Source organism: Mesorhizobium sp. 113-3-9 (genome assembly GCF_016756515.1).
Lineage (GTDB): Bacteria > Pseudomonadota > Alphaproteobacteria > Rhizobiales > Rhizobiaceae > Mesorhizobium.
Map to the genome: position 1 here is coordinate 5889866 of NZ_AP023246.1, position 24971 is coordinate 5914836.

Sequence of the window (24971 nt, forward strand, 5' to 3'; positions counted from 1 at the left end):
ATGAAAATCCGCAGCATCAAGGCCACGCCGATCAATCTTCGCCTCGAAGCGCCCTATGGCTGGGTCTTTGGCGAGCTCGACGGCTTTTCGCAGACCATTGTCGAGGTCGAGACCGAGGATGGGCTGATCGGCCTCGGCGAAGCGCCGACGCCGGCGGCAGCCGCGATCATCAACGATGTTCTGGCCGAGCGCCTGGTCGGCCGCGATGCCTTCGACATCGCCGGCGCCGAATATGTCTGCCTGCCCTATTGGACCGGTGTGCAGTCGATCAACGATCGCACCCGCATCATGGCCTTCGGCGCCATCGAGATGGCGTTGTGGGATCTGCGCGGCAAGGCGTGGAAGCAGCCGCTCTACCAGCTGCTCGGCGGCGCGGTGCGCAAGGACATTCCGTTCACCGACTATTTTTCGCTGCGCGGCGACGGGCCCAAGGTGAAGGGCGAGACGACGCCTGAAGAAGTCGCCGACTATTGCGTCGAACTCAACGAGACGCACGGCACGACCTTCTTCGAAGGCAAATTCTCGACCGAGGACCCGAAAGTCTCGCTGAGAATGGTCGAGCTGATCCGCGAAAAACTCGGCGACGAGGCGATGATCCGCATCGATTCCAACCAGGCCTATTCGCTGGCCACCGCGCGGCGGCTGGCGCAGCCGCTCGAAGACCTCGGGGTGCGTAACTGGGAGGATCCGGTGGCGACGATGGAGGAGATGCGGCAGTTGCGGCAGCATTGCTCGATCCCGTTCTCGACCCACAACATCGATATCGCGCGCGCCGTGGATCTCAAGGTTCCCGACGCCTTCGTCGGCAATCCGACGGCGCATGGCGGCATCGGCCGCCTGCTGCGCTTCGTCGGCGCCTGCGAACATGCCGGCGTCGATTTCTGGTGCTACAGCGGCGACAGCGGCATCGGCAGCGCGGCCTATCTGCATCTGTGCGCGGCGCTCGGCTGGATCCGGGAGCCGAACCAGTCGCTGTTTCGCATGCAGCCGATGGACATCACCGAAGAAGGGCCGTTTTCGCCGAGGAACAATGTCGTGCGCGTGCCGGAAGGCCCCGGTCTCGGCGTTACCTTGTCGCGGAAAAACCTCGCGGCCTGCCATCGCGACTTCACCGAGAACGGCCCGTGCAACAAATATCACGACCCGGCAAAGCCCGGAACATACCGCCGCCTGCCGCTGAACTAGGAGACAGAGAAGGAAAGGAGACTAGCCGACAACAAGGGTCCGCCGCAGCGATTTGCATCGCCAAGGCAGCACCTGACGGGTGGAAGCATTTGCCTCAAGAAAATCTGCCCCCTGCGCCGCAAGGATCGGATGGACCAGAAAAGACAGCATGCTACAGTCCCGGTCGACCGACTTCGTTGATGGCCGGGACAGGAGAACTCCACGGAATTTCGTCAACCGCAAGTGCATTCTTCAGCCATAAGAAACAAGGGGAAAGGGTTAAACCCATGAGCAAGAACTACCGCATTCTCGACCTGATCCGGCGCAACCGCTCGCCGCTCGAAAATCACCTTATCGACGGTCTGGTCGACGGCCGCGTCAGCCGTCGCGACTTCATCCGCCACGGCAGCCTGCTCGGCCTGTCGCTGCCGCTCCTGGGCGGCATCACCACGGCCGCCGGCTTCAGTGGCATGCCGTCGCTCGCCCGCGCCCAAGGCGCGCCCGGCGCCACCATCCGCGTCGCCAGCAGCGTGCCGGCGGCAGCCATCGACCCGGTCACCATCGCCGACGCCGGCGGCCTGCTGGTCATGCAGCAGGTTGCCGAGTTCCTCTGCGTCGATGGCCCTGACCTCGTGCTCAAGCCGGCGCTGGCCGAAAGCTGGAAGCCGAACGACAACGGCTCAGTGTGGACCTTCAAGCTGCGCAAGGGCGTGAAATTCCATTCGGGCGGCGAGATGAAAGCCGAGGACGTGGTGGCCAGCATCGACCGCCTTGCCGACCCGGCAAACTCGTCCAACGCACTGTCGGTGTTCACCGGCATCCTGTCGAAAGGCGCCAGCAAGAAGGTCGACGACTACACGGTGGAATTCCACCTCGACGCGCCGAACGGCAACTTCCCCTACATGCTGTCATCGGACAATTACAACGCCGTCATCATCCCGGCGAGCTACAAGGGCGACTACGAGAAGAGCTTCGACGGCACCGGGCCGTTCAAGGTCGAGAAGTACACGCCGAAAGTCGGCGCATCCTTCGTTCGCAACGAGAATTATTGGGGCGAGAAGGCCCTGCCCGATCGCACGGAATTCACCTTCTTCACCGATGTGCAGCCGATGATCCTGGCCCTGCAAGGCGGCCAGGTCGACATCATCAACCAGATGCCGGTCCTGGCCGGCGTCGCTCTGCTCAGCGATCCGAGCGTCGACATCATCAGCCTGAAGTCCTCGGCGCATCAGCAGTTGCACCTGCGCTGCGACGACGGTCCGTTGAAGGACGCGCGCGTGCGCCGCGCCATCGCGCTCAGCATGGATCGCGACAAGCTGGTCGCCGGCCTGATGAAGGGTCGCGCCGTGGCGGGCAATGACAGCCCGTTCGCAGCGGTCTACCCGTCGACCGATACCGGCGTGCCGCAGCGCAAGCAGGACATCGCGCAGGCCAAGCAGCTGATGGAAGCGGCGGGCGTCGGCAAGGGCTTCAAGATCACGCTGACCACCGAGCGCTACCTCGAAATCCCCGAATATGCCCAGCTCATCCAGAACTGGGTCAAGGAGATCGGCATCGAGCTCGAGCTCAACATCCTCGACCAGAGCGCCTATTACGGCGACGCGGTGTTCGGCAAATCGAACTGGCTGGATTCTGTGATGGGCATTACCGACTATGGCCACCGCGGCGTGCCGAATGTCTATCTCGCTGCCCCGCTGAAGAGCGATGGCACCTGGAACGCGGCGCACTTCAAGAACAAGGACTACGACGCGCTGGCGACCAGCTACATCGCGGCGCTTGATCTCGAGGCGCAAAAGGCCGACGCCGGCAAGATCCAGAAGCTGCTGCTCGAGGAAACGCCCGTTATCTTCGGCTATTTCTACGACTACCTGACGGCGACGGCGAAAGGCGTGGCCGGCGTGCAGCCGACCGCCATGTCGCAGCTGTTCCTCGAAAAGGCGTCGAAGGCCTAAGCGGAGGCAGACAAGCCCATCCCGCGACCGCCAGCCCCCAGTGGGGGCTGGCGCTTTCGCTGCCAGGCCGAGGCAAGGCGCTGCGCGCCGGCCTGACGCGGAGCCTCGCGTTGCGGGACGATCGATCATTGCCCATGGAGTCCGAGACCCTGCTCACCACCATGCATTGGGGGACCTACGAAATCCGTGCCGAGAACGGCAGGCTCGTCGGCATCGAGCCATGGAGCGGCGACCCCGATCCATCGCCGATCGGCAAGTCCATGCTCGGCACCGTGCAGGGCGACCTGCGTGTCTCCCGTCCCGCCATCCGGCGCGGCTGGCTGGAGGGGAACAGGTCCGGCGGCAAGGACGGACGCGGCAGCGAGGCTTTTGTCGAAGTCTCCTGGGAAACAGCGCTGGACATCGTTGCGTCCGAACTGAACCGTGTTCGCGTCGCGCATGGCAACAGCGCCATCTATGCCGGCTCCTATGGCTGGGCGAGCGCGGGACGGTTCCACCATGCCCAGAGCCAGGTCCACCGCTTCCTCAACACGATCGGCGGCTATACGAGTTCGGTGCTCAGCTATTCCTACGGCGCGGCCGAGATCATCCTGCCGCATGTGCTTGGCGGGACCGATGGCCTGACGGGCAATCATTCCACCTGGGACGGGATCGAACGGCATAGCGAACTGATCATCGCTTTTGGCGGTCTGCCCTGGCGCAATGCGCAGATACAGGGCGGCGGCGCGGCCCGTCACGAAGCCGCCGCGGCCTTGCGCAATGCTGTTGCCAACGGCGCCCGGCTGGTCAATGTCTCGCCCGTGCGCGATGACGCACCGCGCGGCGTCGAGACCGAATGGCTGGCGCTGCGACCGAACAGTGACACCGCCTTGATGCTGGCCTTGTGCCATGTCCTCCTCAGCGAGCATCGTCATGACGAGGCATTCCTGGCGCGCTACTGCACCGGCTTCGAGGCTGTGCAGGCCTACGTCCTGGGAGAAACCGACGGCCAACCGAAAAGTCCGGCATGGGCTGCCGCCCTGAGCGGCGTGGCGCAGAACAGGATCGTCGCCCTGGCCAGGGAAATGGCCGCCAAGCGCACGATGTTGATGGTGAGCTGGTCGCTACAGCGCGCCGATCATGGCGAGCAGCCATACTGGACGGCGATCACGCTTGCCGCGCTGCTCGGCCAGATCGGACTGCCGGGCGGCGGCCTTGGCTTCGGCTATTCATCGACAAATGGCGCCGGAAGACCGGAGATGGGATTCCGGTGGCCATCCGTGCCGCAAGGCAGGAACCAGGTTACGGACTTCATCCCGGTCGCGCGGATGGCCGACATGCTGCTCAACCCGGGCGGTTCCTTCGAATTCAATGGCGCCGCGATGGCCTATCCCGACATAAGGCTGGTCTACTGGGCCGGCGGCAATCCGTTCCATCATCACCAGGACCTGAACCGGCTGGTCGAGGCTTGGCGGCGGCCTGAAACGATCATCGTCAACGAGCCCTTCTGGACGGCGACGGCGCGCCATGCCGACATCGTGCTGCCGGTCACCACGCCGCTGGAGCGAAACGACCTCGCCTTCTCGAACCGGGAAAACCTCGTCGTCGCCATGAAGCAAGCGATCGACCCGGTTGGGGAGGCGCGCGACGATTATCGGATCTTTGCCGACCTGTCGGCGCGGCTCGGTACCGCCGAGGCCTTCACAGAAGGGCGTGCAGCCAGCGACTGGATCCGGTTGCTTTACGAGCAGGCCAGGGACAATGCCAACGCGGCCGGCGTCGGGATGCCTCCCTTCGACCGTTTCTGGCATGACGGCCACGCCGACCTTGCCCGGCAGGTGACGTCGCAGACTCTGCTCGGTTCCTTCCGCGCCGATCCGGAGCGCCATCGGCTGGCGACGCCATCGGGCCGCATAGAGCTGTTCTCGCAGACGATCGACTCCTTCGGCTATGACGACTGTCCCGGTCATGCCGTGTGGCGCGAGCCCAGGGAATGGCTGGGCAGCGAGCTTGCCAGCCGGTTCCCGCTGCATCTCCTGTCACCGCAGCCCGCCGACAAGCTGCATAGCCAGTACGATCACGGCTCGGTCAGCCGGGCAGGCAAGGTGTCGGACCGCGCGCCGCTATGGATCAACCGGGCGGATGCCGCAGCGCGCGGTATCGTGGACGGAGCTGTCGTGCGCGTCTTCAACGATCGCGGAGCGTGCCTGGCAGGCGCCGTGCTGACGGATGGCCTGATCCCCGGCGTCGTCCAGTTGCCAACCGGTGCATGGTTTGACCCCTCCACGCCGGGACAGCCGCACAGTCTGGAAAAGCATGGCAATCCGAACGTGCTGACGCCCGACCGGGGGACGTCGCGCCTTGCCCAATCACCGACCTGCAATTCGACGCTGGTCGAGGTATCTCGATTTGACGGAGCCGTCCCCCCGGTGACAGCCTTCGATCCGCCTGCCACAGTGCATTTAGCCGATGTGCCCGGCCTGGCCGGACCGCAGCCCCATCACAAGGAGGCTTAGCCATTCTTTCCTTCTTTGCCCGGCGTGTTTCCCTGTCGCTTGTGACGCTGTTCCTGCTCAGCATCATGGTGTTCCTGGGCGGCCAGGTGCTGCCCGGCAATGTCGGGCGTGCGATCCTTGGACCGTTTGCCGACCAGCGCGCGGTCGACGCTCTCAATCATACGCTGGGCGTCGATCGCCCGCTGCTCACCCAATATGCGACCTGGATCTGGAATTTTGTCCGCGGCGACATGGGCACGTCCTACATCTTCCGCTCGCCGGTGGCGCCGTTCGTCATCGATGCCTTGGGCAATTCGATGAAGCTGGCGGCGGTCGCCTTCGTGCTGGTGGTGCCGATCGGCATTCTTGGCGGCGTCGTGGCCGCGCTCAACCTCAACCGCCCGCTCGACCGTATCATCAGCCTTGGCGGCCTGTCGGTGACCGTGCTGCCGGAGTTCGTCACCGGCATCATCCTGATCCTGATCTTCGGCGTGTGGCTGCGCTGGCTGCCGATCTCGGCGGCATGGCCCAAGGATGCCGGCTTCTTCACGCAGCTCTACTACCTGATCCTGCCGTCGCTGCCGCTGTTCCTGGTGCTGTTCGGCTATATCGCGCGCATGGCGCGTTCCGGCATGATCGAGGCGCTCGATTCCGACTATACAAGAACGGCGGTGCTCAAGGGCCTGCCCTGGCGCACGGTGATCTGGCGCCATGTGCTGCGCAATGCCTTGCTGCCGACCATCACCGTCATCGCCACCCAGACCGGCTATCTCATCGGCGGCCTGGTGGTGATCGAGACGCTGTTCCGTTACCAGGGCATCGGTTCGCTGATCTTCACCGCCGCGCGCGGCAAGGACTTTCCGATGCTGGAATCGGGCATCCTGACCATCGGCATCGTCTATGCCGTAGCGACATTGATCGCCGACTTCCTCTATTCCGTGCTCAATCCACGCATCCGGCTGGGGTCAGACCAATGAGCGCCGTGCAGACCACCTCTCCCCCACAAGACGGCACCCGCAGGCGCAGTCCCCTCGCGGAAGTCTTCTTCTCGCTCATGCGCTCGCGGACCTTCCTTGTCGGCCTTTTCATCGTGCTGTTCTGGGTTGCCTGTGCGCTGTTCGGCGAGCACTTCGCACCCTACGACCCGCTTGCCGACGACATCATCAACGCGCTGGCGCCGCCTTCGTCCGAACATTGGTTCGGCACCGACCAGATCGGCCGCGACGTCTTCTCGCGCGTCATTGTCGGCTCGCGCGACATCCTCACCGTCGCGCCACTGGCGACCTTGCTGGCGACGGTTGCCGGCACGGCACTCGGCCTGCTCACCGGTTATTTCCGCGGCATTGTCGACGATGTCGTCAGCCGCATCCTGGAAGCCTTCATGGCCATCCCCGTGGTCATTGTCGCGCTGCTGGCCATCGTCGCGCTCGGCACCTCCAAGGCCACCGTCATCGTCGTCATTGGCCTGAGCTTCGCACCGATCATCGCCCGCACCGTGCGCTCGGCGGTGCTGGCCGAGCGCGAACTCGATTACGTCGCCGCCGCGCAGCTGAGGCACGAGAGCGCCTTCCACACGATGTTCGTCGAGATCCTGCCCAACGTCATCCCGCCGATCCTGGTCGAGACCACCGTGCGGCTGGGCTACGCCATCTTCGCGGTCGCGACACTCTCCTTCATGGGTTTCGGCATCCAGCCGCCCTCACCCGACTGGGGGCTGTCGATCTCCAGCAATTACGGCATGATCGGCGGCGGCTTCTGGTGGACGGTGCTGTTCGATGCACTCGCCATCGCCTCGCTGGTGATCGGTGTCAACCTTGTGGCCGACGGCGTTCATGGAGCGCTCAATGACTAACTCCGCGAAAGCGCAAAACGCGCTCAAACTCACCGATCTGTCGGTCGCCTACCGGGTGGCGGGGCGCAACCGCGCCGTGCTGCGCAATCTCAGCCTCAACATCGGGCAAGGCGAGGCCTACGGGCTGGTCGGCGAATCCGGCTGCGGCAAATCCACCGTCGCGCTCACCGTCGTGCGCTATCTGCCAAGAAACGGCTCGATATCGGGCGGCGCGATTTCGCTCGACGGCCAGGACGTGATGAAGCTCGATGCCGAGGCCTTGCGGCGCGCGCGGGCCGAAAGCGTCTCCATGGTCTATCAGGATCCCGGCAAGGCGCTGAACCCGTCGATCCGCATCGGCCGTCAGTTGACCGAGATCTTCGAGCTTGGCGGCATAACGGGCCAGGCGGCCACCGATCGCGCCATCGCCATGCTGAACCGGGTGCGCATCTCCGATCCGCCGAGTGTCATGCAGCGCTATCCGCACCAGCTCTCCGGCGGCATGCAACAGCGCGTGGCAATCGCCATGGCGCTGGCCAACGATCCCTCGATGCTGATCCTCGACGAACCGACCACCGGCCTCGATGCGACGGTCGAGGCCGAGGTGCTCGACCTCATCGCGCAGCTCAGGCAGGAGCTGTCGGCCTCGATCCTGTTCATCAGCCACAACCTCGCCGTCGTGTCCAACATGTGCGACCGGGTCGGCGTGCTCTATGCCGGCATGCTGGTCGAGGAAGGACCGACCGATGTCGTCTTCAACGATCCGCGCCATCCCTATACGGTAGCACTCCTGCGCTGCCTGCCGCGCGGCGGCCAGCGCAAGGACCAGGGGCGGCTCGACACCATTCCGGGCTTCCTGCCGGGCATCGGCGCGGACATCAAGGGCTGTGCCTTCGCCGACCGCTGTGCCTTGGCGGACGACCGCTGCCGCACCGAATTGCCGCCGCTTTATGATTTGAGCGACGAGCGAGGCAAGCGCCTGTCGCGCTGCTTCCATCACGACAAGGCGCAAGCTTTGCCACGCGCCACACCAAGCGATGTGGCGGCAGCGCCCAAGCCGGCAACCGCACCGGTGCTGCGCGTCGCCGGGCTGAACAAGACTTATGCCAGCCACGGTCATCCCTTGCGCGCCGTGAAGGATGTCTCGCTCGATCTACGGCCCGGCGAGACGCTGGGGCTGGTCGGCGAATCCGGCAGCGGCAAGACCACCTTCGCCAGGCTGCTGCTCGGCCTTGTACCGCCTGACGAAGGCGGCAGCATCGAGCTCGAGGGCAAGGCGCTGGCGCCGAAGCTGGAGAACCGTGGCGACGACCAGGTCAAGGCGATGCAGATCGTCTTCCAGAACCCGGACTCGGCGCTCAACCGCTCGCATTCGATCCGCCATATCCTTAGCCGCGCCTTGAAGCGGCTGGCCGGCCTCTCAGGCAAGGCGCAAGAGACACGCCTTGACGACCTGGTCCGCTCGGTACGCCTCACCGATCGGCATCTGGCCGTCAAGCCGCGCCAGCTCTCAGGCGGGCTGAAGCAGCGCGTCGCCATTGCGCGTGCTTTCGCCGGCGATCCGCGCATCGTGGTCTGCGACGAGCCGACCTCCGCGCTCGACGTCTCCGTCCAGGCGGCGATCCTCAACCTGCTCGCCGATTTGCAGGCCAAGGAGGACGTCAGCTACATCTTCATCTCACACGACCTTGGTGTGGTGCGCTACCTCTCCGACAAGATCGCCGTGCTCTATCTCGGACGCATCATGGAGATCGGGCCATCGGAGGAAGTCTTCTCAGGGCCGCATCACCCCTATACGGAAGCGCTGCTGTCGGCCGTGCCCAAGCTTGACCAGACCGAGACGGCACGCATCCGGCTCGACGGCGAGATCCCAAGCGCCACCAACCCGCCCTCGGGATGTGTGTTCCACACGCGCTGCCCGCGCAAGATCGGCCCGATCTGCGAGCAGCAGGAGCCGCCACTGGCCGAGGCACAGCCCGGACATTCCATCCGCTGCCATATCCCCTATGCGGAGCTGGCAAGGCTGCAGAAGGGGCTCGTGGCCGAACCGGCGTAGCGTGACATCGCAGCAGATGACCGCATGGGCCGGCCGGCTACACCTGGCCGGCCATGCCGAGCGAACGGTCACCTTCCGAAAAGCCCTGGCCTTTGGCCCAATCCTTGGCCAACGCACGCAAACCCGTCAGTGCGACATCCAGCACATCAGACGAAACCGGGTTGGAAGGATAGGCAAGGTAGATCGGCCGCTGGAACACCGGCGCGTTGTCGATGCGCCGCATTTCCCCGCGTTCGACATGGCCGCTGACGGCGCTGAGCGGCAGATAGGCCGCCGCCTGCTGCGACAGCACGTGCTGAAGGCCGATGAAGACCAGCCCGGCTGAAATGGCCGGCTTGACCATACCGGCAAAGGCGCGGTCATGCTCGATGCGGAATTCGAGCCCCCAATCCATCAGTATGTAGTTTTCGGTCCATGGCTTCGTCCGCGCGGCGTGCTGGACAAGCACGACCTGATCGACGGCAAGCGTCTCATAGACGATGCCGGGATGCGGGCGCGGCAAATAGAGGATGCAGATGTCGAGCAGGCCTTCCGCCAGTTGGTCGATCGCCAGATCCGGAAAACTGCCTTCGAGCCGCAGCGCCACATTCGGCCGCCTGGCGCGCATCCACTCCACCCATGGCGAAGTGATGCGCTCCCACAGATAGGCGGGTGCTGTCAGCCGCAGCAGGCTGTCATAGCCATCGGGAACAGCGATATCCTGCCTCGATTGCTCCCAGGTGCGGGTGATGGAAGAGGCGTGCGGCAGGAACTGCCGGCCGGCCGGCGTCAGCGTGACGCCATCGCGGTCGCGCACGAAAAGCCGGCGCCCCAACTGCTCCTCCAGCCCCCTGATCCGCGCGCTGACGGTGGACTGCGCAAGGTTGAGCCGGCTGGCCGCGACGGTGAAGCTGCCATGTTCGGCGACTTCCAGGAAACTACGCAGGTTCTCGGTATCCATGGCCACACCTCGCATCGAAAATTTCGATGACCCCTATCAAAAAATATCGCTTTCCGGTCGCGGTCAACAATGACCTAAATGGCCGATCCCCCGAGGGCAAGCGAGGAATGCAGCCATGCCAAGGCCTTTCGTGACAATCGACGCCGCCCGCAAAAATCTGACGGCAATCGAAAATTCCGCCGTCGACGAATTGCTGGCCGGCAGGCTCGACCGCCGCGATTTCCTGCGCCATGGCAGCGTTCTCGGCCTTTCCCTGCCATTCCTGGGCAGCCTTGTCGCCGCTGCCGGCCTCGGCACGCAAAAGGCCCGCGCCGAGGGCAAACCGGGCGGCACGGTGCGCGCCGGCGTCGCCACGCCGGGCGGCGCCATCGATCCCGTCACCTATTATGACAGCGGCAGCTACCAGCTGGTCTTCCAGACCGCCGAATTTCTCTGCATCACGCAACCGGATCTCACCTTGAAGCCGGTGCTGGCGGAAAGCTGGTCGCCGAACGCGGATGGCAGTGTCTGGACCTTCAAGCTGCGCAAGGGCGTGAAATTTCACAATGGCGAAGACTTCAAGGCCGACGACGTGGTCGCGACCTTCGACCGGCTGGCCGATCCCAACGGTGCTTCGAACGCGCTTTCGGTGTTCAAGGGCCTGCTGTCGAAGGGCGGCACGCAGAAGGTCGACGACCACACCGTCGCCTTCCATCTCGATCAACCGAACGGCAGCTTTCCCTATTCGGTGTCGATCGACAATTACAACGCCGTCATCCTGCCGGCGAGCTACAAGGGCGACTACGAAAAGACCTTTGAAGGCACCGGCCCGTTCCGGCTGGAGAGCTACACGCCGAAGGTCGGCGCGACCTTCGTACGCAACGAGGACTATTGGGGCGAGAAGGCGCTGCCCGACCGGCTCGAATTCAAGTTCTACGGCGACGTGCAGCCGCGCATCCTTGCGCTGCAGGCCGGCGAAGTCGATGTCCTCGACGCGGTGCCGCTCGATGTCAGCCAGGTGGTGCTCAACAGCCCGGACATCACCGTGCTGCGCGTCGCCTCGACCGCGCACCGCCAGCTCCACATGCGCTGCGACACCGGCCCGTTCACCGACAAGCGCGTGCGCCAGGCGCTGGCGCTCAGCATCGACCGTTCCAAGCTGGTCGACGGCCTCTGCCGCGGCATGGCGGCGACAGGCAATGACAGCCCGTTCGCGCCGGCCTTTCCCGCCACCGACAAATCCGTGCCGCAACGCGTCCAGGATATCGCCAAGGCCAAGCAACTGCTCGAAGCGGCCGGCCTCGCCGGCGGCTTCGACATGACCCTGACGACGCTGCGCTATTCCGACATTCCGGGCTACGCGCAGCTGTTCCAGAACTTCGCCAAGGAGATCGGTGCCCGCATCGCGCTCAACATCGAGGACCAGGACAAATATTACGGCAAGGCGGTGTTCGGCCAGTCGGACTGGCTGGACAGCCCGCTCGGGATCACCGACTACGCGCACCGCAGCGTGCCCAACGTGTTCCTCAAGAGCCCGCTGGTCAGCGACGGCCCGTGGAACGCGGCGCATTTCAAGAGCCCGGCCTATGACGGCATGGTCACGAGCTATCTCAAGGCGCTCGACATCGGTGCGCAGCGCGCGGCGGCATCCGACATCCAGAAACTGCTGCTCGACGAGACGCCGGTGATCTTCAGCTATTTCCCGGATCTGCTGGTGCCGGTGCGCAAGAATGTCAGCGGCCTGCCGCCGATCGCCGCCGGGTTGCTGCTCGATCGCGTATCGCTGGGATAGAGGCCGGATTGGACAATTCTGCGTTTCGGGCGGTGAGGCTATGCCCTGGCAGGTTGCAAAGAGCGATGGGGGCCATCGCTCGAGCCGCTCGATGCAAGAGAAACCCGCCGCCCGGAAACCCTCCGACACCATGGCTCAATCCAGGTTCATCCCGCTTTGCGCCAACGCTCGATGACAAAAGAAAAGAAACGGGAGACTACCATTCGCAAGCCTCATTTGCGCGGTCGCGGACCGCATTTCCCCCTGCTCGACACTATCGTGCAGTATGAGTCGGAACCCGGCTATGTCGCTTTCACCATGCCGACGCAGAAGCGGCTGCGCGTGCAGGTGGGATCGATGATCGTCGCCGACACGACCAAGGCGCTGGTGCTCTACGAATCCGACCATCTGCCGGTCTATTACTTCCCGATGAGCGATGTGCGCGAGGAGTTCCTGCTGCCCAGCACGACGACGACCGAGAGCCCGTTCAAGGGCGTCGCCACGCATTATTCGCTGAACACCGGCATCACGCTGGTCGAGGATGCCGCCTGGCGCTATCTCGATCCGGTCAAGGGATCGCCTGACCTGTCGGACTACATGTCCTTCTATTGGCCCAAGATGACGCACTGGTATGAGGAGGACGAGGAGATTTTCGTCCATGCCCGCGATCCGTTCCGCCGGGTCGACTGCCTGCCGTCGTCGCGGCGGGTGCAGGTCATCCTCGACGGCGAGCAGGTCGCCGATTCACGCCGTGGCGTCTTCCTGTTCGAAACCGGCCACCCGGTGCGCCACTACTTGCCGATCTCCGACACGCGGCTCGATATGCTTACGCCCAGCCGGTACATTTCGCGCTGCCCCTACAAGGGCATCTCCAACTACTATCACGTGACGACGCCCAAGAAGCGGCACGAAAACCTCGTCTGGTACTATCCCGAGCCGGTCCACGAGGCCGAGCGCATCAAGGGCCTGGTCTGCTTCCACCACGAACTGGTCGACAAGATCCTGGTCGACGGCGTCGAAATCCCGAAGGAATTCACGGCTGCCTCGAGCGGCTATTTCTAGGCATCGCCCGCCCTCCCTTGTCGGCTTGCGCGCCGACCGCTTGATCGAAAGGCGGCTCCGCGCATACCTTCCCTATGGCAGGGAGGGCTATCGATGGATCTTTTCAAGCTGGACGGCGATGTCGCGCTGGTTACCGGCGCCGGCAGCGGCATTGGCCAGGCAATCGCGATCGGACTGGCTGAGGCAGGGGCCGACGTCGCCTGTTTCGGTCATGCATCGAAAGGCGGGCTGGAAGAAACCGCGCACCGGATCACGGCACTTGGGCGCAAGGCTTTGGTGCTGACCGGCACGGTCACCTCGCAGAGCGATCTGGCGGCGGCAATCGATCGCGTCGAGACCGAACTCGGTGCGCTGAGCGTCGCCGTCAACAATGCCGGCATCGCCGGTTCGGAACCGTCCGAGACCTTGTCGCTGGAGACATGGCAGAAGGTGCACGAGGTCAACGTCGCCGGCGTGTTCCTGTCCTGCCAGGCACAAGCCCGCAAGATGCTGGCGCGCCGCAAAGGCTCGATCATCAACATCGCCTCGATGTCCGGCACCATCGTCAACCGGGGGCTGACGCAGGCGCACTACAACTCCTCGAAAGCCGCCGTCATCCACATGTCGAAGAGCCTCGCCATGGAGTGGGCCGATCGCGGATTGCGCGTCAACGTCGTCAGTCCCGGCTACACGCTGACGCCGATGAACAAGCGGCCGGAGGTGGCTGAGGAGATCAAGATCTTCAAGCGCGACACGCCGATGGGGCGCATGGCCGCGCCGGAGGAAATGGTCGGGCCGACGGTGTTCCTGGCCAGCCGCGCGTCGAGCTTCGTCACCGGCCTCGATCTGATCGTCGATGGAGGCTACGTCTGCTGGTAGAACTATTCAACGGCCGCGTATCGGACTCGCCTTCGCCTGCAGTCTGAAATTGTGCATCAGCGAAGCGTTAGTCGTTGCGCGAGATGAACGTTGGTATATATAATTTCATCTTATGAAACGGTTGGCGAGACGGGGCTCGCCATGCCGGTAGCCGAGATCATGGGACCTTGATGGCTCGCACCTTGCAGGGCGCCGCAAGACTGGCAATTGATCCGCAGATGATCGCCGTCGTGGCGATGCATCGGCAGCCATGACGCTGACCTTCCCGGCATATTCCACCGTCACCGAAATTCAGCATCATTTCGCCTGCGCCGGCTTCAGCCGCGACGTGGCGGCAACGGTCTTGCGCAACGACCAGCCTTTCGGGAACAATCAAGAAAAGACGCAAGAAGGGAACGACCGATAACCGTCACAGCTTGAAGGAGAACAAGCAATGCCATTTCGCAGTGTGATTTCGAAACTCTCGATGGGAGCCCTGGCCCTTGCCGCGGCAAGCGCAATAAGTCCGATCGCCCAGGCCGCCGCACCGGAATCCAACGACCCGATCAAGATCGCGCTGTTCGACTGGACCAGCGTCAACCTGAACGCCAAGATCCTCGGCGGCATCCTGGAAAAGCTCGGCTATACCGTTGAATACCCGACCGCCGACTACCTCTCCAGCCTGACCACCGGCCTGACCAATGGCGACCTCGATGTCGGCCTGGAATTCTGGGACACCACCGCCGGCGAAGCCATGAAGGCCTCCGATGCGACCGGCCAGACCGAACGTCTCGGCAAGCTCGGACCGAAAGCCAAGGAAGAGTGGTGGTTTCCCGAATACATGAAGGAGAAATGCCCGGGCCTGCCCAACTGGGAAGCGCTGAAGGACCCGAAATGCGCCGAGGCCTTCTCGACGGCGGAGACTGCACCGAAGGGTCGCTATCTCGGCGGTCCGGTGACCTGGGAAGGCTTTGACGACGAGCGCGTAGCGGCGCTGAAACTGCCCTTCACCGTGATCCACGCCGGCACCGACGCGGCGATGTTCGCGGAACTCGATTCAGCCTATCAGCGCAAGGCGCCGATCATGCTGTGGATCTATTCGCCGCATTGGGCGCCGGCCAAATACAAGGGCGAATGGGTGCAATTCCCCGAATACACGCCCGAGTGCTACAACGATCCGAAATGGGGCGTGAACCCCGACGCCAAGTATGACTGCGGCAAGCCGCATGGCGAGATCTGGAAATATGCCTGGAACGGCATGAAGGACAAATGGCCGGTCGCCTACAAGGTTGCCAAGGCCTATACGATCGACACCGACGAACTCAACAAGATGAGCGGCGAGATCGACCTTGACGGCAAGACGCCGGAGGACGTCGCCGCCGCCTGGATCGCTGCGCACGAAGCCGACTGGAAAGCCTGGGCGCAGTAATCGTTTCGACTGGAAAAGCGAGACCCGGCTGTCTGATCGGTCGGGTCTCAAATCTTGATGTTCCAGAAGGACGATTGGATGACGGACAGGACTGAACAGGGGTCGGCTCGACCGGGCACGGATGACCGCCCGGTGAAACTTGCCTGCCGCAATGTGTGGAAGCTGTTCGGGGCGAACGCGGCCAGTTTCATCCGCGAGCACGACGGCAAGGCCAGCATGGCCGATGTCACGGCTGCCGGACTGGTCGGCGCGGTGCGGGCCGTCGACCTCGAAATCCGCCAGGGCGAAATCTTCATCATCATGGGCCTCTCGGGTTCCGGCAAATCGACGCTGGTGCGCTGCATGTCGAGGCTGGTCGAGCCGAGCCACGGCAAGGTCGAGTTCGAAGGCAAGGACCTGCTGAAGATTTCCGACGCGGCGCTGATCGAACTCAGGCGCCATCGCATGGGCATGGTGTTCCAGAACTTCGCGCTGCTGCCCCACCTCAACGTGCTGGACAACATCGCCTTTCCGCTCAGCATACAGGGGCAGGACCGGTCGACACGCGAGGCGCGCGCCCGCGAGGTCATCGAACTCGTCGGCCTGCGTGGCCGCGAACATTTCTATCCGCGCGAGCTTTCCGGCGGCCAGCAGCAGCGTGTCGGCATCGCCCGCAGCCTGGCGACAAAACCGGAGATCTGGTTCCTCGACGAGCCGTTCTCCGCGCTCGATCCGCTGATCCGCCGCGAGATGCAGGACGAGTTGATGCGGCTGCAGACCATGCTGCACAAGACCATCGTCTTCATCACCCATGATTTCGACGAGGCGATCAGGCTCGCCGACCGTATCGCCATCATGAAGGACGGCGAGGTCATCCAGACCGGCACGCCGGAGGAACTGGTGGTCAATCCGGCTACCGACTATGTCGCCGAATTCACCCGCGACGTCGACCGCGCCAAGGTGATCTCGGCGCGCAGCCTGATGCGCGCCTGCGACGGCACGGAGCATGGCGGGACGGTGGGGCCGGAGGCCAAGATCGCCAGTTTTTCCGCCAGCATCGTTTCCGCCGGCAGGCCGTTCGCGGTGGTCAACGGCACCGGCAAGCCAATCGGTGAAGTCACACCGCAAGCGGTGATCGACCTTTTGGCCGGCATCGAACATGCGAGAACCGGCGCATGACGGTGACGGCAAGCGCCAGCGAGCCGAGGCCACCGCTTCAGCGGTGGCTGCTGGTCTGGGCGGCGGCACTTGCGGCCGTGCTGGTGGTGTTCCTGCTGCAGGACAGCGTTCCCTGGGCTGTCGACTATCCGGCCAACGCGGTCGTCCCCGTCGCGGACTGGGTCTCCGCGCTGATGGGCTGGATCAAGTCGAACCTGTCGTGGTTGACCCGCTCGATCACCGCGGTGCTGGGCGTGCCGCTCGACTTCGCGCTCAATCTGCTCGCCAAGAACTTCAAGATCGGCCACGGCGCGGACGCCTTCACGCTGCCACGCCTGTCCTGGGTCGGTGTGTGTGCTGTCGCCTTCCTCGCCGGCCATGCCGTGGGCGGTCGCAAACTCAGCCTGCTGGTCGGCGGCTGCTTCCTCTACATCGCGCTGTTCGGCCAATGGACCAGCGCCATGCTGACGCTGGCGCTGATCTCCATCGCCGTGCCGTTCTGCATCGTCACCGGCCTGTTCGCCGGGATCTGGGCCTGGCGCAAGCCATGGGCGGAAAGGCTGATCGTCTCCCCTGCCCTCGACCTGATGCAGACCATCCCGACCTTCGCCTATCTCATCCCGATGCTGCTGCTGTTCGGCAACAGCCCGGTGTCGGCAATGATCGCCACCGCCATTTTCGCCACGCCGCCGATGGTGCGGGCGACGATGCTCGGCCTAACGCGGGTGCCGCTGGAGATCGGCGAATTCAGCGACATGGCCGGCTGCACGGCGCGGCAGAAACTGTGGCGGGTGCTGCTGCCATCGGCGCGGCCGACGCTGATGGTCGGCGTCAACCAGGTGATCATGCTGGCGCTGAACATGGTGATCATCGCCTCGATGATCGGCGCCGGCGGTCTCGGCTACGATGTGCTTCTGGCGCTGCGTGCGCTGAAGGTCGGCGAAGCCATGGAAGCCGGTCTCGCCATCGTCGCGCTGGCCATCGCGCTCGACCGGCTGAGCCAGGCCATCGCGCACAAGCAGGCAAAGGGCTATGTTCATCAGGCGGCGAACCCGAGCTTCTGGCGGCGCTACCCCAATCTGACGCTGGCCATCGCCATCCTTGCCGTCACCACGCTGCTCGGCCTGTTCGTGCCGGCTTTCGCGGCGGTGCCGAAGGCCATCACCTTCACCACCGCGCCGCTGTGGAAGGCGGCGGTGAACTGGGTGACGATCAACTTCTTCGATGCGATCGAAGCCTTTCGTGTGGCACTGATCCTCAACGTGCTGAACCCGCTGCGTGCCTTCTGCGAAGGCTTTCCATGGCTTGGGGCGGTGTTCCTGCTCGGCCTCGCCGGCTATCAGCTCTCAGGCCCGCGCCTGGCCGCCCTGGTCGCGGCACTGACCGCCTTCTGCGCCGTCACCGGGCTGTGGGAAAAAACCATGGCGACTGTCTATCTCTGCGGCATCTCGGCCTTCATCGCCTGCCTGATCGGCATCCCGATCGGGCTGATGGCGGCGCGCAGCGACCGCTTCGAGAAAATCGTCACCCCTATCATCGACACGCTGCAGGTGCTGCCGTCCTTCTGCTTCATCATTCCGGTGGTGATGTTGTTCAGGGTCGGCGACGTCACCGCCATGATCGCAACCATCGCCTTCGCCGTGGTGCCGGCCATCCGCTACACCAATCACGGCATCAGGCAGGTGTCGCCGGCATTGATCGAGGCGGCCAAGGTGTCGGGCTGCACGCCGCGCCAGACCTTCTTTCGCGTGCAATTGCCGCTGGCGCTGCCGGAGATCATGCTCGGCGTCAACCAGACCATCCTGATGGCGCTGGCGATGATCATCATCTGCGCCATGGTCGGCACACGCGATCTCGGCCAGGAGGTGTTCATCGCGCTGTCCAAGGCCGATTCCGGCCGTGGCATTGTCGCGGGCCTCGCAATAGCCTTCATCGGCATCGTCGCCGACCGGCTGTTCAACGCCTGGACGGCGAAAGCGCGGGCAAGGCTGGGATAGGGCAGGACGATGCGCCGCGGCCTACTCCGCCGCGACGCCCTTCACCTCGAGATAGCTCTCCATGGAATCGTCCAGCGCCTGCAGCCACGGCGTATGATGCAGCGGCGCCATGGTGCCGGTCATCAGCGAGCGATAGGCGTGATCACGGAAGCTCATGATGTCTTCCACCTTGTGGTGTTCCCATTCCATGAAGGTCTGGTTGACCGCCTCGACATCGAAGCCGGGATAGTCGGTCTGGTCCATCAGTTCCTTGGTGTAGTCGCCCTGGAACCAGATCATCTGCTCGGCGTCCTCCAGCGTCTCCTCCCGCGCCCGCCACTTGGCACTGTGTTCGGCCATCGCCTTGGCCGAGGGAAGCTTGATGCGGCCCATGATGACATCCCGCGCGAACCAGGCCTGCGCGTCGAACATGTTGAAAGTGTAGAACTGGTCCTGCATGCCGATATAGGACAGCTTCGGATTCTTCTCCCACACCACGCCTTCATAGAGGTCGAGCGGCCACATGCGGTTGGCGGTCTTGAGCTTCAGGTCGTCGGTGAGGAAGGGGAAGGAATGCAGATAACCGGTGCACAGGATGATGGCGTCGACATCCTTTGATGTGCCGTCCTTGAAGTGCGCGGTCTTGCCGACGACTTTCTGCAGCAACGGCACCTCTTTCCAATTCTCCGGCCATTTGAAGCCCATCGGCTTGGAGCGGTAGCTGGAGGTGATCGACTTGGCGCCGTATTTGTAGCATTGCGAGCCGATATCCTCGGCCGAATAGGAGCGGCCGATGATCAGGATATCCTTGCCCTTGAATTCCATCGCGTCGCGGAAATCATGGCTGTGCAGGATGCGGCCGTTGAAGGTCGAGAAACCCTCGAAGTACGGCACATTGGGCACCGAGAAATGCCCGGAGGCGACGACGACATTGTCGAATTCTTCGGAATAGGTGACGTCGTTGGTGCGGTCATGCGCGGTGACGGTGAATTTCCTGGTCTCGTCGGAGAAGGTGACCATGCGCACCGGGCTGTTGAAGCGCACCCATTTGCGCAGCCCCGATTTCTCGACCCGGCCCTTGATGTAGTCCCACAGCACGGCGCGCGGCGGGTAGGAGCCGATCGGCCGGCCGAAATGCTCCTCGAATGTATAGTCGGCGAATTCCAGGCATTCCTTGGGTCCGTTCGACCAGAGATAACGGTACATCGAACCGTGCACGGGATCGCCATGTTCGTCGAGGCCGGTGCGCCAGGTGTAGTTCCACAGGCCGCCCCAGTCGGACTGCTTTTCGAAGCAGACGATTTCGGGAATCTCGGCGCCCTTGTCGGCAGCCGACTTGAAGGCCCTGAGCTGTGCCAGGCCGGACGGTCCGGCTCCGATGACGGCAACGCGAGTTTTCATTTCCAGGCCTCCTTTTTTTGATTTCCCCAGCGAAACAAATTTCACTGGGAGTGACAGTAATTGGCCCTTCCGTGCTGTCAACAGACATCTGCTGGAACCGCATTTGCGCGCAACGGATTCCTGGCGAAAAACCTGCAGCGATTGCAATCGCCGAGCCGGCACATGCGACACAAGATGGCTTGCCGTCGAGGTTGCGCTCATGTATCGGCACCTGAGGTGTTCACCGTGAGTGAAATAAATCTGAGGTGCGGGGGCGAGATGGCAAAGACAATTTCCGATTCGAAGGCCGGTTCTGGTCCAGCAAAAGCCAAGCCGTTGACGAAGGTCTCCGCGGACGGAAAGACCATCCGCGCGCCGCTGACGCAGAACCCGCACGCCATCCGCGACACACGCGAGAAAGTGCTGGAGGTCGCGATCGGCCGCGAGGTGCGGGCGTTCCGCAAGAAGCTCGGCATCACCGTCGCCGATCTGGCGGTCGCCACCGACATTTCGCTGGGTATGCTGTCGAAGATCGAGAACGGCATCACCTCGCCGTCGCTGACCACCTTGCAGGCGCTGTCACGGGCGCTCGGCGTTCCCGTCACCGCCTTCTTCCGTCGCTTCGAGGAAGAGCGAAGTGCTGTCTTCGTCAAAGCCGGCGAAGGCCTTGATGTCGAGCGCCGCGGCACGCGTGCCGGTCACCAGTACAATCTGCTCGGCCATATCGGCTCCAACACCAGCGGCGTCGTCGTCGAGCCCTATCTGATCACCCTGACCGAGGACTCCGACGTGTTCCCGACCTTCCAGCATGAAGGCATGGAGTTCCTCTATATGCTGGAAGGCGAGGTCGTTTACCGGCACGGCAGCAACCTCTACCCGATGAAGCCCGGCGACAGCCTGTTCTTCGACGCCGATGCGCCGCACGGACCGGAGCAGCTGACGAAACTGCCGATGCGGTATCTGTCGATTATTTGCTACCCGCAGAACAGCGCGGGTTAGCTAATCTCCCCCCTTGTGGGGGAGATTAGCAGCTTCGCGGGCAGTTCAATCCGGCCCAAACCCCGGGCTGGTCGCACTCCCGTCATCCAGCTTCGACAGCCATTCGACCAACGTCGGCCTGTAGCGCGTCAGACCCTTGTAGGAGGCGAGTTCCTCGGGCAGGTCGCGGATCACCCGGTGGAGGCGCCGCGCCCATTTCGGCTGCGTCACCAACTCGTCCATCTTGATCAGGTAGCAGCGGATCGGAAAGACGATGCCGTTGGAGCGTGGTAGGCGCCAAAAACTTTGCAGCTCGACGCGCAGATGCACCTTGTCGCCGACATTCTCCGGCGTCACGGTTGTCCGGTCCGGACCCCATTTGTGATAATTCTCCGGGCTGGTGTCGAGGCGCGGATTGATGGTCATCGTCCAGTTGAGACGACGCGCCGGCTTGCCTTGCTGGATGTTGGTGAGGAACTTCAGCGCCCTGACGAAGATGCCCTTCTCATGCGCCAGCGGCACCGGCGCGTGCCATTCGAAGAAGTTCATGCCGATGTCGAAATCGAGCGACCAGTCGGCCTGGGTGGTGACCATGCCGGCATCCATCCACAGATTGCCGTCGCGCTGGTCGAGGATGCAGAAATCGCCCTGGCTCTGGCGGGTGATGTACTCCATCGGCCCGTAAGGCAGCGTCGAGGTGTCGCCGAAGGTGAAGGTATCGTCGATGCCGAGCGGCCGGTTGATCCAGCGCCAGCGGTCACCGTCGCGCGTCAGCGTGAAATGCTCGGGATAGCCGAGCGCCTGCTGCTCCATCAAAAGCTCAAGCAGGTCCCAGCCGGCCAGCGTCATGTGCGGCAGCGACTGGCAGCGCAGCGGATCCTCGGCCAGCACCAGTGCGCGATCCTGCATCTCCGCGACATAGTGCTCGTCGACGTCGATCAGGTTCTCGAGCACGCTACCCGTCGGGCCGACGACATGCGGCTCGATGTTGACGGCATACATGTAGGCGTCTTCATGGAACGGGAACGGGAACCGCCTGATATGCTCCGGGCTGTTCCTGAAGGTGAAATCGTCGCGGAACGTTTCCTTGCGAAAGGTGATGCCCATGATTTCCTCCTACCGCTCCAGCACCAGCGACCGGCCCTCGAAGCGCGACACGCACGGCATGATCTTGCAGCCGGAGCGATGGTCTTCCTCGCTCAGCCAGTGGTCGTTGTGGATGAACTTGCCATCGTAGGAGATGACGTTGGTCTCGCACTGGCCGCAGACGCCGCCGCGGCAGAGATAGGGCGGATCCACGCCGGCCGCCTCGATGGCCTCCAGCAGGCTCTGCTGTTCGCCGACGCGGATCGTCTTGCCGCTGACGGCCAGCGTCACGTCGAAGGGCAGTCCCGGCTGGGGTGCCGCGAAATGCTCGAAATGCACGGCCTCCGACGGCCAGCCCAGGCTTGCCGCGCGGTCGCGCACCCAGTTGATCATGCCGGCCGGGCCACAGACATAGAGATGCGTGCCGAGCGGCTGCGTCGATAGCAGCCGGTCGAGGTCGATGCGCTCGTCACGGTCGTCATGGTAGAGCCTGATGCGCCTGTCGTAACGCTCCCGCAGCACATCGGCATAGGTGCCGAGCGAGGCTGTGCGGCAGGTGTAGTGCAATTCGAAATTGCCGCCCTCTCCGGCCAGCTGCGCGGTCTGCGCCATGAAGGGCGTGATGCCGATGCCGCCGGCAAGCATCAGGTGTTTCTTTGCGCGCAGGTCGAGCGAGAACAGATTGACCGGGTAGCTGATTACCATCTCCAGCCCCGGCTTGACGCTCCGGTGCATGAACAGCGAGCCGCCGCGCCCGATATCGTCGCGGCGCACGGAGATCGTGTATTCGCGCGTGTCGAGCGGCGAGCCCATCAGCGAATAGGGATTGAGCCGGGTGCGATCGCCGTCGCGCATCTCGACCACGACATGGGCGCCGCCGGAAAAGGTCGGCAACATCTGCCCGTCGCGCCGGCGGAAATGGAAGCGGGTGACCAGTTCGTTGACCGGAACGACGTCGCTGACCACGACATTGAGCTTGGTGGTGCCGGTGCTCATGGGAAGGCCTCCTCCATCGGAGGAATCTCGGAGCGATCCTCGGCGTTGATGCACACGCCCTGGAAAGCGGCGAGGCGCCTGGAATAATGATCGCGCACCAGAAGCAGCAGCCCACAATGCGAACAGTTGGCGGGCTGCGTCGTCACGTTTTCGGTGATGCCTTTGCAGTGCACGCATTGCATGCGCCGTGCCAGGGAACCGCGATGCTCGGTCTGCATGGAGGTATGATCGATGCCGGCTTCGAGCGCGACCTGCATGGCCTGGCCGATCAGCCCTTCGGTGCCGGCGAGGTATAGGCGCAGGCCCATATGGGCATTGGCCAGCGTCTGCTTCAGCCGTGGCAGCAGGCTGGCGTAGGACGGTGCCTGATGAAACTGCGCCGGCTTCAGCGCTTCGAGGACGGCGACGTGCTTGCCGTCGGGTCCCGGGATGAAGACGATCTCGGCGCCGTCGAAGAAGCCGGGCGGAGCCGTCTTTGCCATATCAAGGATCGCCAGCGCACCTTCCGCATCGGCGATGAAAAGATGATGCTTGCCGGGCTGCGGAGACAGGGTTCCGTAAATGGGCCGGCTGATGATCGTCTTGGCTGCCATTCTCTCTAGATCAGTTGGAGCATGATCTTGGACAAACGAAACTGTTTGTCCGAGAAAACCGGTTCCCACTTTTCGGGATCATGCTCTAGTGCCTTAAAACCCCTCGCTGCTTATGATGCCTCAACCCTTGGCGGTGCGCTTGGTCTTTTTGGGATCGTCGAAAGGCAAGGGCTGCGCCGTCGCCTTGATCGATCCGCTCTTGTTGCGGATCTCGAGCTTGGTGTCCTTGACCGCACAGTCGACGTCGAGGCGGGCGATGCCCATCGATTTCTTGACCAGCGGCGAATACATGGCACATGTCACCACGCCGACCTTTTTGCCGTCGCGATAGACCGGTGCGCCTTCATCGGCGGGCTCCTTGCCGTCGAGCAGCACGCCATAGATCTTGAAGCGCTCCTTGCCCTTCAGCCGGTAGTGTTCCTCGGCCCCACGGAAGCCGGTCTTGCCGGGGCTGACCGTGAAGTCGAGGCCGAGCTCCCACAGCGTGTCGCCGGGGCCTTCGTTCTCGAATGGATATTTTTGCGAATTATCGTACGGGTAGAAAAGCAAGTAACTTTCGACACGCAGCATATCGAGCGTGGTGAAGCGACACGGAATGATGCCGGCGCTCTTGCCCTCATCGAGAATCCTGTCCCAGATCGTGCCGGCATCCTGGCCGCGGCAGAAGATCTCGTAGCCGCGTTCGCCGGTGTAACCGGTACGCGAGATCATGACCGGGAAACCGAACAGTTGCGTCTGCATATGATGGAAATAGTTGAGATCGCGGATACCGGGCACATGCTTGGCCAGATAATCGACCGCGGTCGGTCCCTGCAGCGACAGATCGTGCAGATTGTCGTCGAAGCGAAGCGAGACATCGCGGCCCATCGCGGCGCGCTGCAATTCCTCATGGCCGGTGCCCGAACCATGCACCACCATCCAGCTGTTCGGGCCGGTACGGTAGAGGATGCAGTCGTCGGTGAATTTTCCCGCCTCGTTCAGCATGCAGGCATAGGCCGACTTGCCCGGATAGATCTTTTCCACGTCGCGCGTGGTGGCGAGGTCGATGAGGTGCGAGGCATGCGGCCCCGTGATGTGAACCTTCTTCAGACCGGAAACGTCCATTAGGCCGGCCTTGGTGCGGATGGCGATGTACTCTTCGTCGGCGTCCTTGTCGTAGGTCCAGGCGGTCCCCATGCCGCTCCAGTCTTCGAGCTTCGAACCCAGCGCGCGGTGGCGATCCGCCAGGGTCGAAAATCTCCAGGATGCCGTCATCCGATCGTCCTCCGTTCAAAAATCCACTGTTCCCTGCTCCTTGGCGCGGAGGCCGGAGCTTTGGCTTGAATATTGA

The 24971-nt window shown here is 63.4% G+C and carries 20 protein-coding genes; 14 read left to right on the top strand and 6 right to left on the bottom strand.

Going from position 1 to position 24971, the window contains the following annotated elements; all coding sequences use genetic code 11:
- From MesoLj_RS28890 to MesoLj_RS28915, 6 genes are all read left to right on the top strand, one after another.
- Positions 1-1185 (top strand): mandelate racemase/muconate lactonizing enzyme family protein, encoded by a 1185-nt coding sequence (locus MesoLj_RS28890; RefSeq protein WP_202323404.1) that lies wholly within the window; start codon positions 1-3, stop codon positions 1183-1185.
- Between the two features lie 266 nt (positions 1186-1451).
- Positions 1452-3116, top strand: coding sequence for an ABC transporter substrate-binding protein (locus tag MesoLj_RS28895; protein WP_202323405.1), 1665 nt, complete (start codon positions 1452-1454; stop codon positions 3114-3116).
- 134 nt (positions 3117-3250) lie between these two features.
- Positions 3251-5611 carry a molybdopterin guanine dinucleotide-containing S/N-oxide reductase gene (locus MesoLj_RS28900; RefSeq protein ID WP_202323406.1) on the top strand — a complete coding sequence of 787 codons (2361 nt, stop codon included), beginning with the start codon at positions 3251-3253 and terminating at the stop codon, positions 5609-5611.
- Positions 5612-5676: 65 nt separating this feature from the next.
- Positions 5677-6567 carry an ABC transporter permease gene (locus tag MesoLj_RS28905; RefSeq protein ID WP_056565658.1) on the top strand — a complete coding sequence of 297 codons (891 nt, stop codon included), beginning with the start codon at positions 5677-5679 and terminating at the stop codon, positions 6565-6567.
- Complete coding sequence (locus tag MesoLj_RS28910) at positions 6564-7442, top strand: ABC transporter permease (protein ID WP_202323407.1); 879 nt, start codon at positions 6564-6566, stop codon at positions 7440-7442. Before MesoLj_RS28905 ends, MesoLj_RS28910 begins: the two co-directional genes overlap by 4 nt.
- The gene (locus MesoLj_RS28915; protein WP_202323408.1) at positions 7435-9477 is read left to right on the top strand and encodes a dipeptide ABC transporter ATP-binding protein; all 2043 of its coding nucleotides are present in this window, start codon (positions 7435-7437) and stop codon (positions 9475-9477) included. The genes MesoLj_RS28910 and MesoLj_RS28915 overlap by 8 nt, the downstream gene beginning before the upstream one ends.
- 37 nt (positions 9478-9514) lie before the next feature.
- Here MesoLj_RS28915 and MesoLj_RS28920 read toward each other — a convergent pair whose 3' ends face one another.
- The gene (locus MesoLj_RS28920; protein WP_202323409.1) at positions 9515-10417 is read right to left on the bottom strand and encodes a LysR family transcriptional regulator; all 903 of its coding nucleotides are present in this window, start codon (positions 10415-10417) and stop codon (positions 9515-9517) included.
- 115 nt (positions 10418-10532) lie between these two features.
- Between MesoLj_RS28920 and MesoLj_RS28925 the strand changes: the two genes are divergently transcribed.
- The 7 genes from MesoLj_RS28925 to MesoLj_RS28955 all read left to right on the top strand — a co-directional run bounded on the left by MesoLj_RS28925 (position 10533) and on the right by MesoLj_RS28955 (position 18629).
- Positions 10533-12188 carry an ABC transporter substrate-binding protein gene (locus MesoLj_RS28925; RefSeq protein ID WP_202323410.1) on the top strand — a complete coding sequence of 552 codons (1656 nt, stop codon included), beginning with the start codon at positions 10533-10535 and terminating at the stop codon, positions 12186-12188.
- Positions 12189-12359: 171 nt separating this feature from the next.
- Entirely contained in the window at positions 12360-13229 is an 870-nt protein-coding gene (locus tag MesoLj_RS28930; protein WP_140769100.1) for a DUF427 domain-containing protein, read from the top strand.
- A gap of 93 nt (positions 13230-13322) precedes the next feature.
- Positions 13323-14087, top strand: a complete 765-nt coding sequence (locus tag MesoLj_RS28935; RefSeq protein ID WP_140769102.1) for an SDR family oxidoreductase — start codon at positions 13323-13325, stop codon at positions 14085-14087.
- Between the two features lie 250 nt (positions 14088-14337).
- Positions 14338-14493: a hypothetical protein gene (locus MesoLj_RS28940; protein WP_181179603.1), complete on the top strand. Its 156-nt coding sequence runs from the start codon at positions 14338-14340 to the stop codon at positions 14491-14493.
- Positions 14494-14520: 27 nt separating this feature from the next.
- Positions 14521-15495, top strand: coding sequence for an ABC transporter substrate-binding protein (locus MesoLj_RS28945; RefSeq protein ID WP_140769103.1), 975 nt, complete (start codon positions 14521-14523; stop codon positions 15493-15495).
- 78 nt (positions 15496-15573) lie between these two features.
- Positions 15574-16653: a quaternary amine ABC transporter ATP-binding protein gene (locus MesoLj_RS28950; RefSeq protein WP_202323411.1), complete on the top strand. Its 1080-nt coding sequence runs from the start codon at positions 15574-15576 to the stop codon at positions 16651-16653.
- Complete coding sequence (locus MesoLj_RS28955; protein WP_202323412.1) at positions 16650-18629, top strand: ABC transporter permease; 1980 nt, start codon at positions 16650-16652, stop codon at positions 18627-18629. Before MesoLj_RS28950 ends, MesoLj_RS28955 begins: the two co-directional genes overlap by 4 nt.
- A 21-nt stretch (positions 18630-18650) precedes the next feature.
- Here the strand turns inward: MesoLj_RS28955 and MesoLj_RS28960 are convergent, their stop codons facing one another.
- Positions 18651-20009 carry an NAD(P)-binding domain-containing protein gene (locus MesoLj_RS28960; protein ID WP_202323413.1) on the bottom strand — a complete coding sequence of 453 codons (1359 nt, stop codon included), beginning with the start codon at positions 20007-20009 and terminating at the stop codon, positions 18651-18653.
- A gap of 258 nt (positions 20010-20267) precedes the next feature.
- Between MesoLj_RS28960 and MesoLj_RS28965 the strand changes: the two genes are divergently transcribed.
- A complete protein-coding gene (locus tag MesoLj_RS28965) occupies positions 20268-20987 on the top strand; it encodes a helix-turn-helix domain-containing protein (RefSeq protein ID WP_202323414.1) in 720 nt (239 codons plus the stop codon).
- A gap of 45 nt (positions 20988-21032) precedes the next feature.
- Here the strand turns inward: MesoLj_RS28965 and MesoLj_RS28970 are convergent, their stop codons facing one another.
- The 4 genes from MesoLj_RS28970 to MesoLj_RS28985 all read right to left on the bottom strand — a co-directional run bounded on the left by MesoLj_RS28970 (position 21033) and on the right by MesoLj_RS28985 (position 24895).
- Positions 21033-22073, bottom strand: coding sequence for a heme-dependent oxidative N-demethylase family protein (locus tag MesoLj_RS28970; RefSeq protein ID WP_202323415.1), 1041 nt, complete (start codon positions 22071-22073; stop codon positions 21033-21035).
- A gap of 9 nt (positions 22074-22082) precedes the next feature.
- A complete protein-coding gene (locus MesoLj_RS28975) occupies positions 22083-23048 on the bottom strand; it encodes a PDR/VanB family oxidoreductase (protein WP_202323416.1) in 966 nt (321 codons plus the stop codon).
- Entirely contained in the window at positions 23045-23641 is a 597-nt protein-coding gene (locus MesoLj_RS28980; RefSeq protein WP_202323417.1) for a dimethylamine monooxygenase subunit DmmA family protein, read from the bottom strand. The genes MesoLj_RS28975 and MesoLj_RS28980 overlap by 4 nt, the downstream gene beginning before the upstream one ends.
- Positions 23642-23761: 120 nt before the next feature.
- Positions 23762-24895 (bottom strand): aminomethyltransferase family protein, encoded by a 1134-nt coding sequence (locus tag MesoLj_RS28985; RefSeq protein WP_143972480.1) that lies wholly within the window; start codon positions 24893-24895, stop codon positions 23762-23764.
- Between the last annotated feature and the right edge of the window lie 76 nt (positions 24896-24971).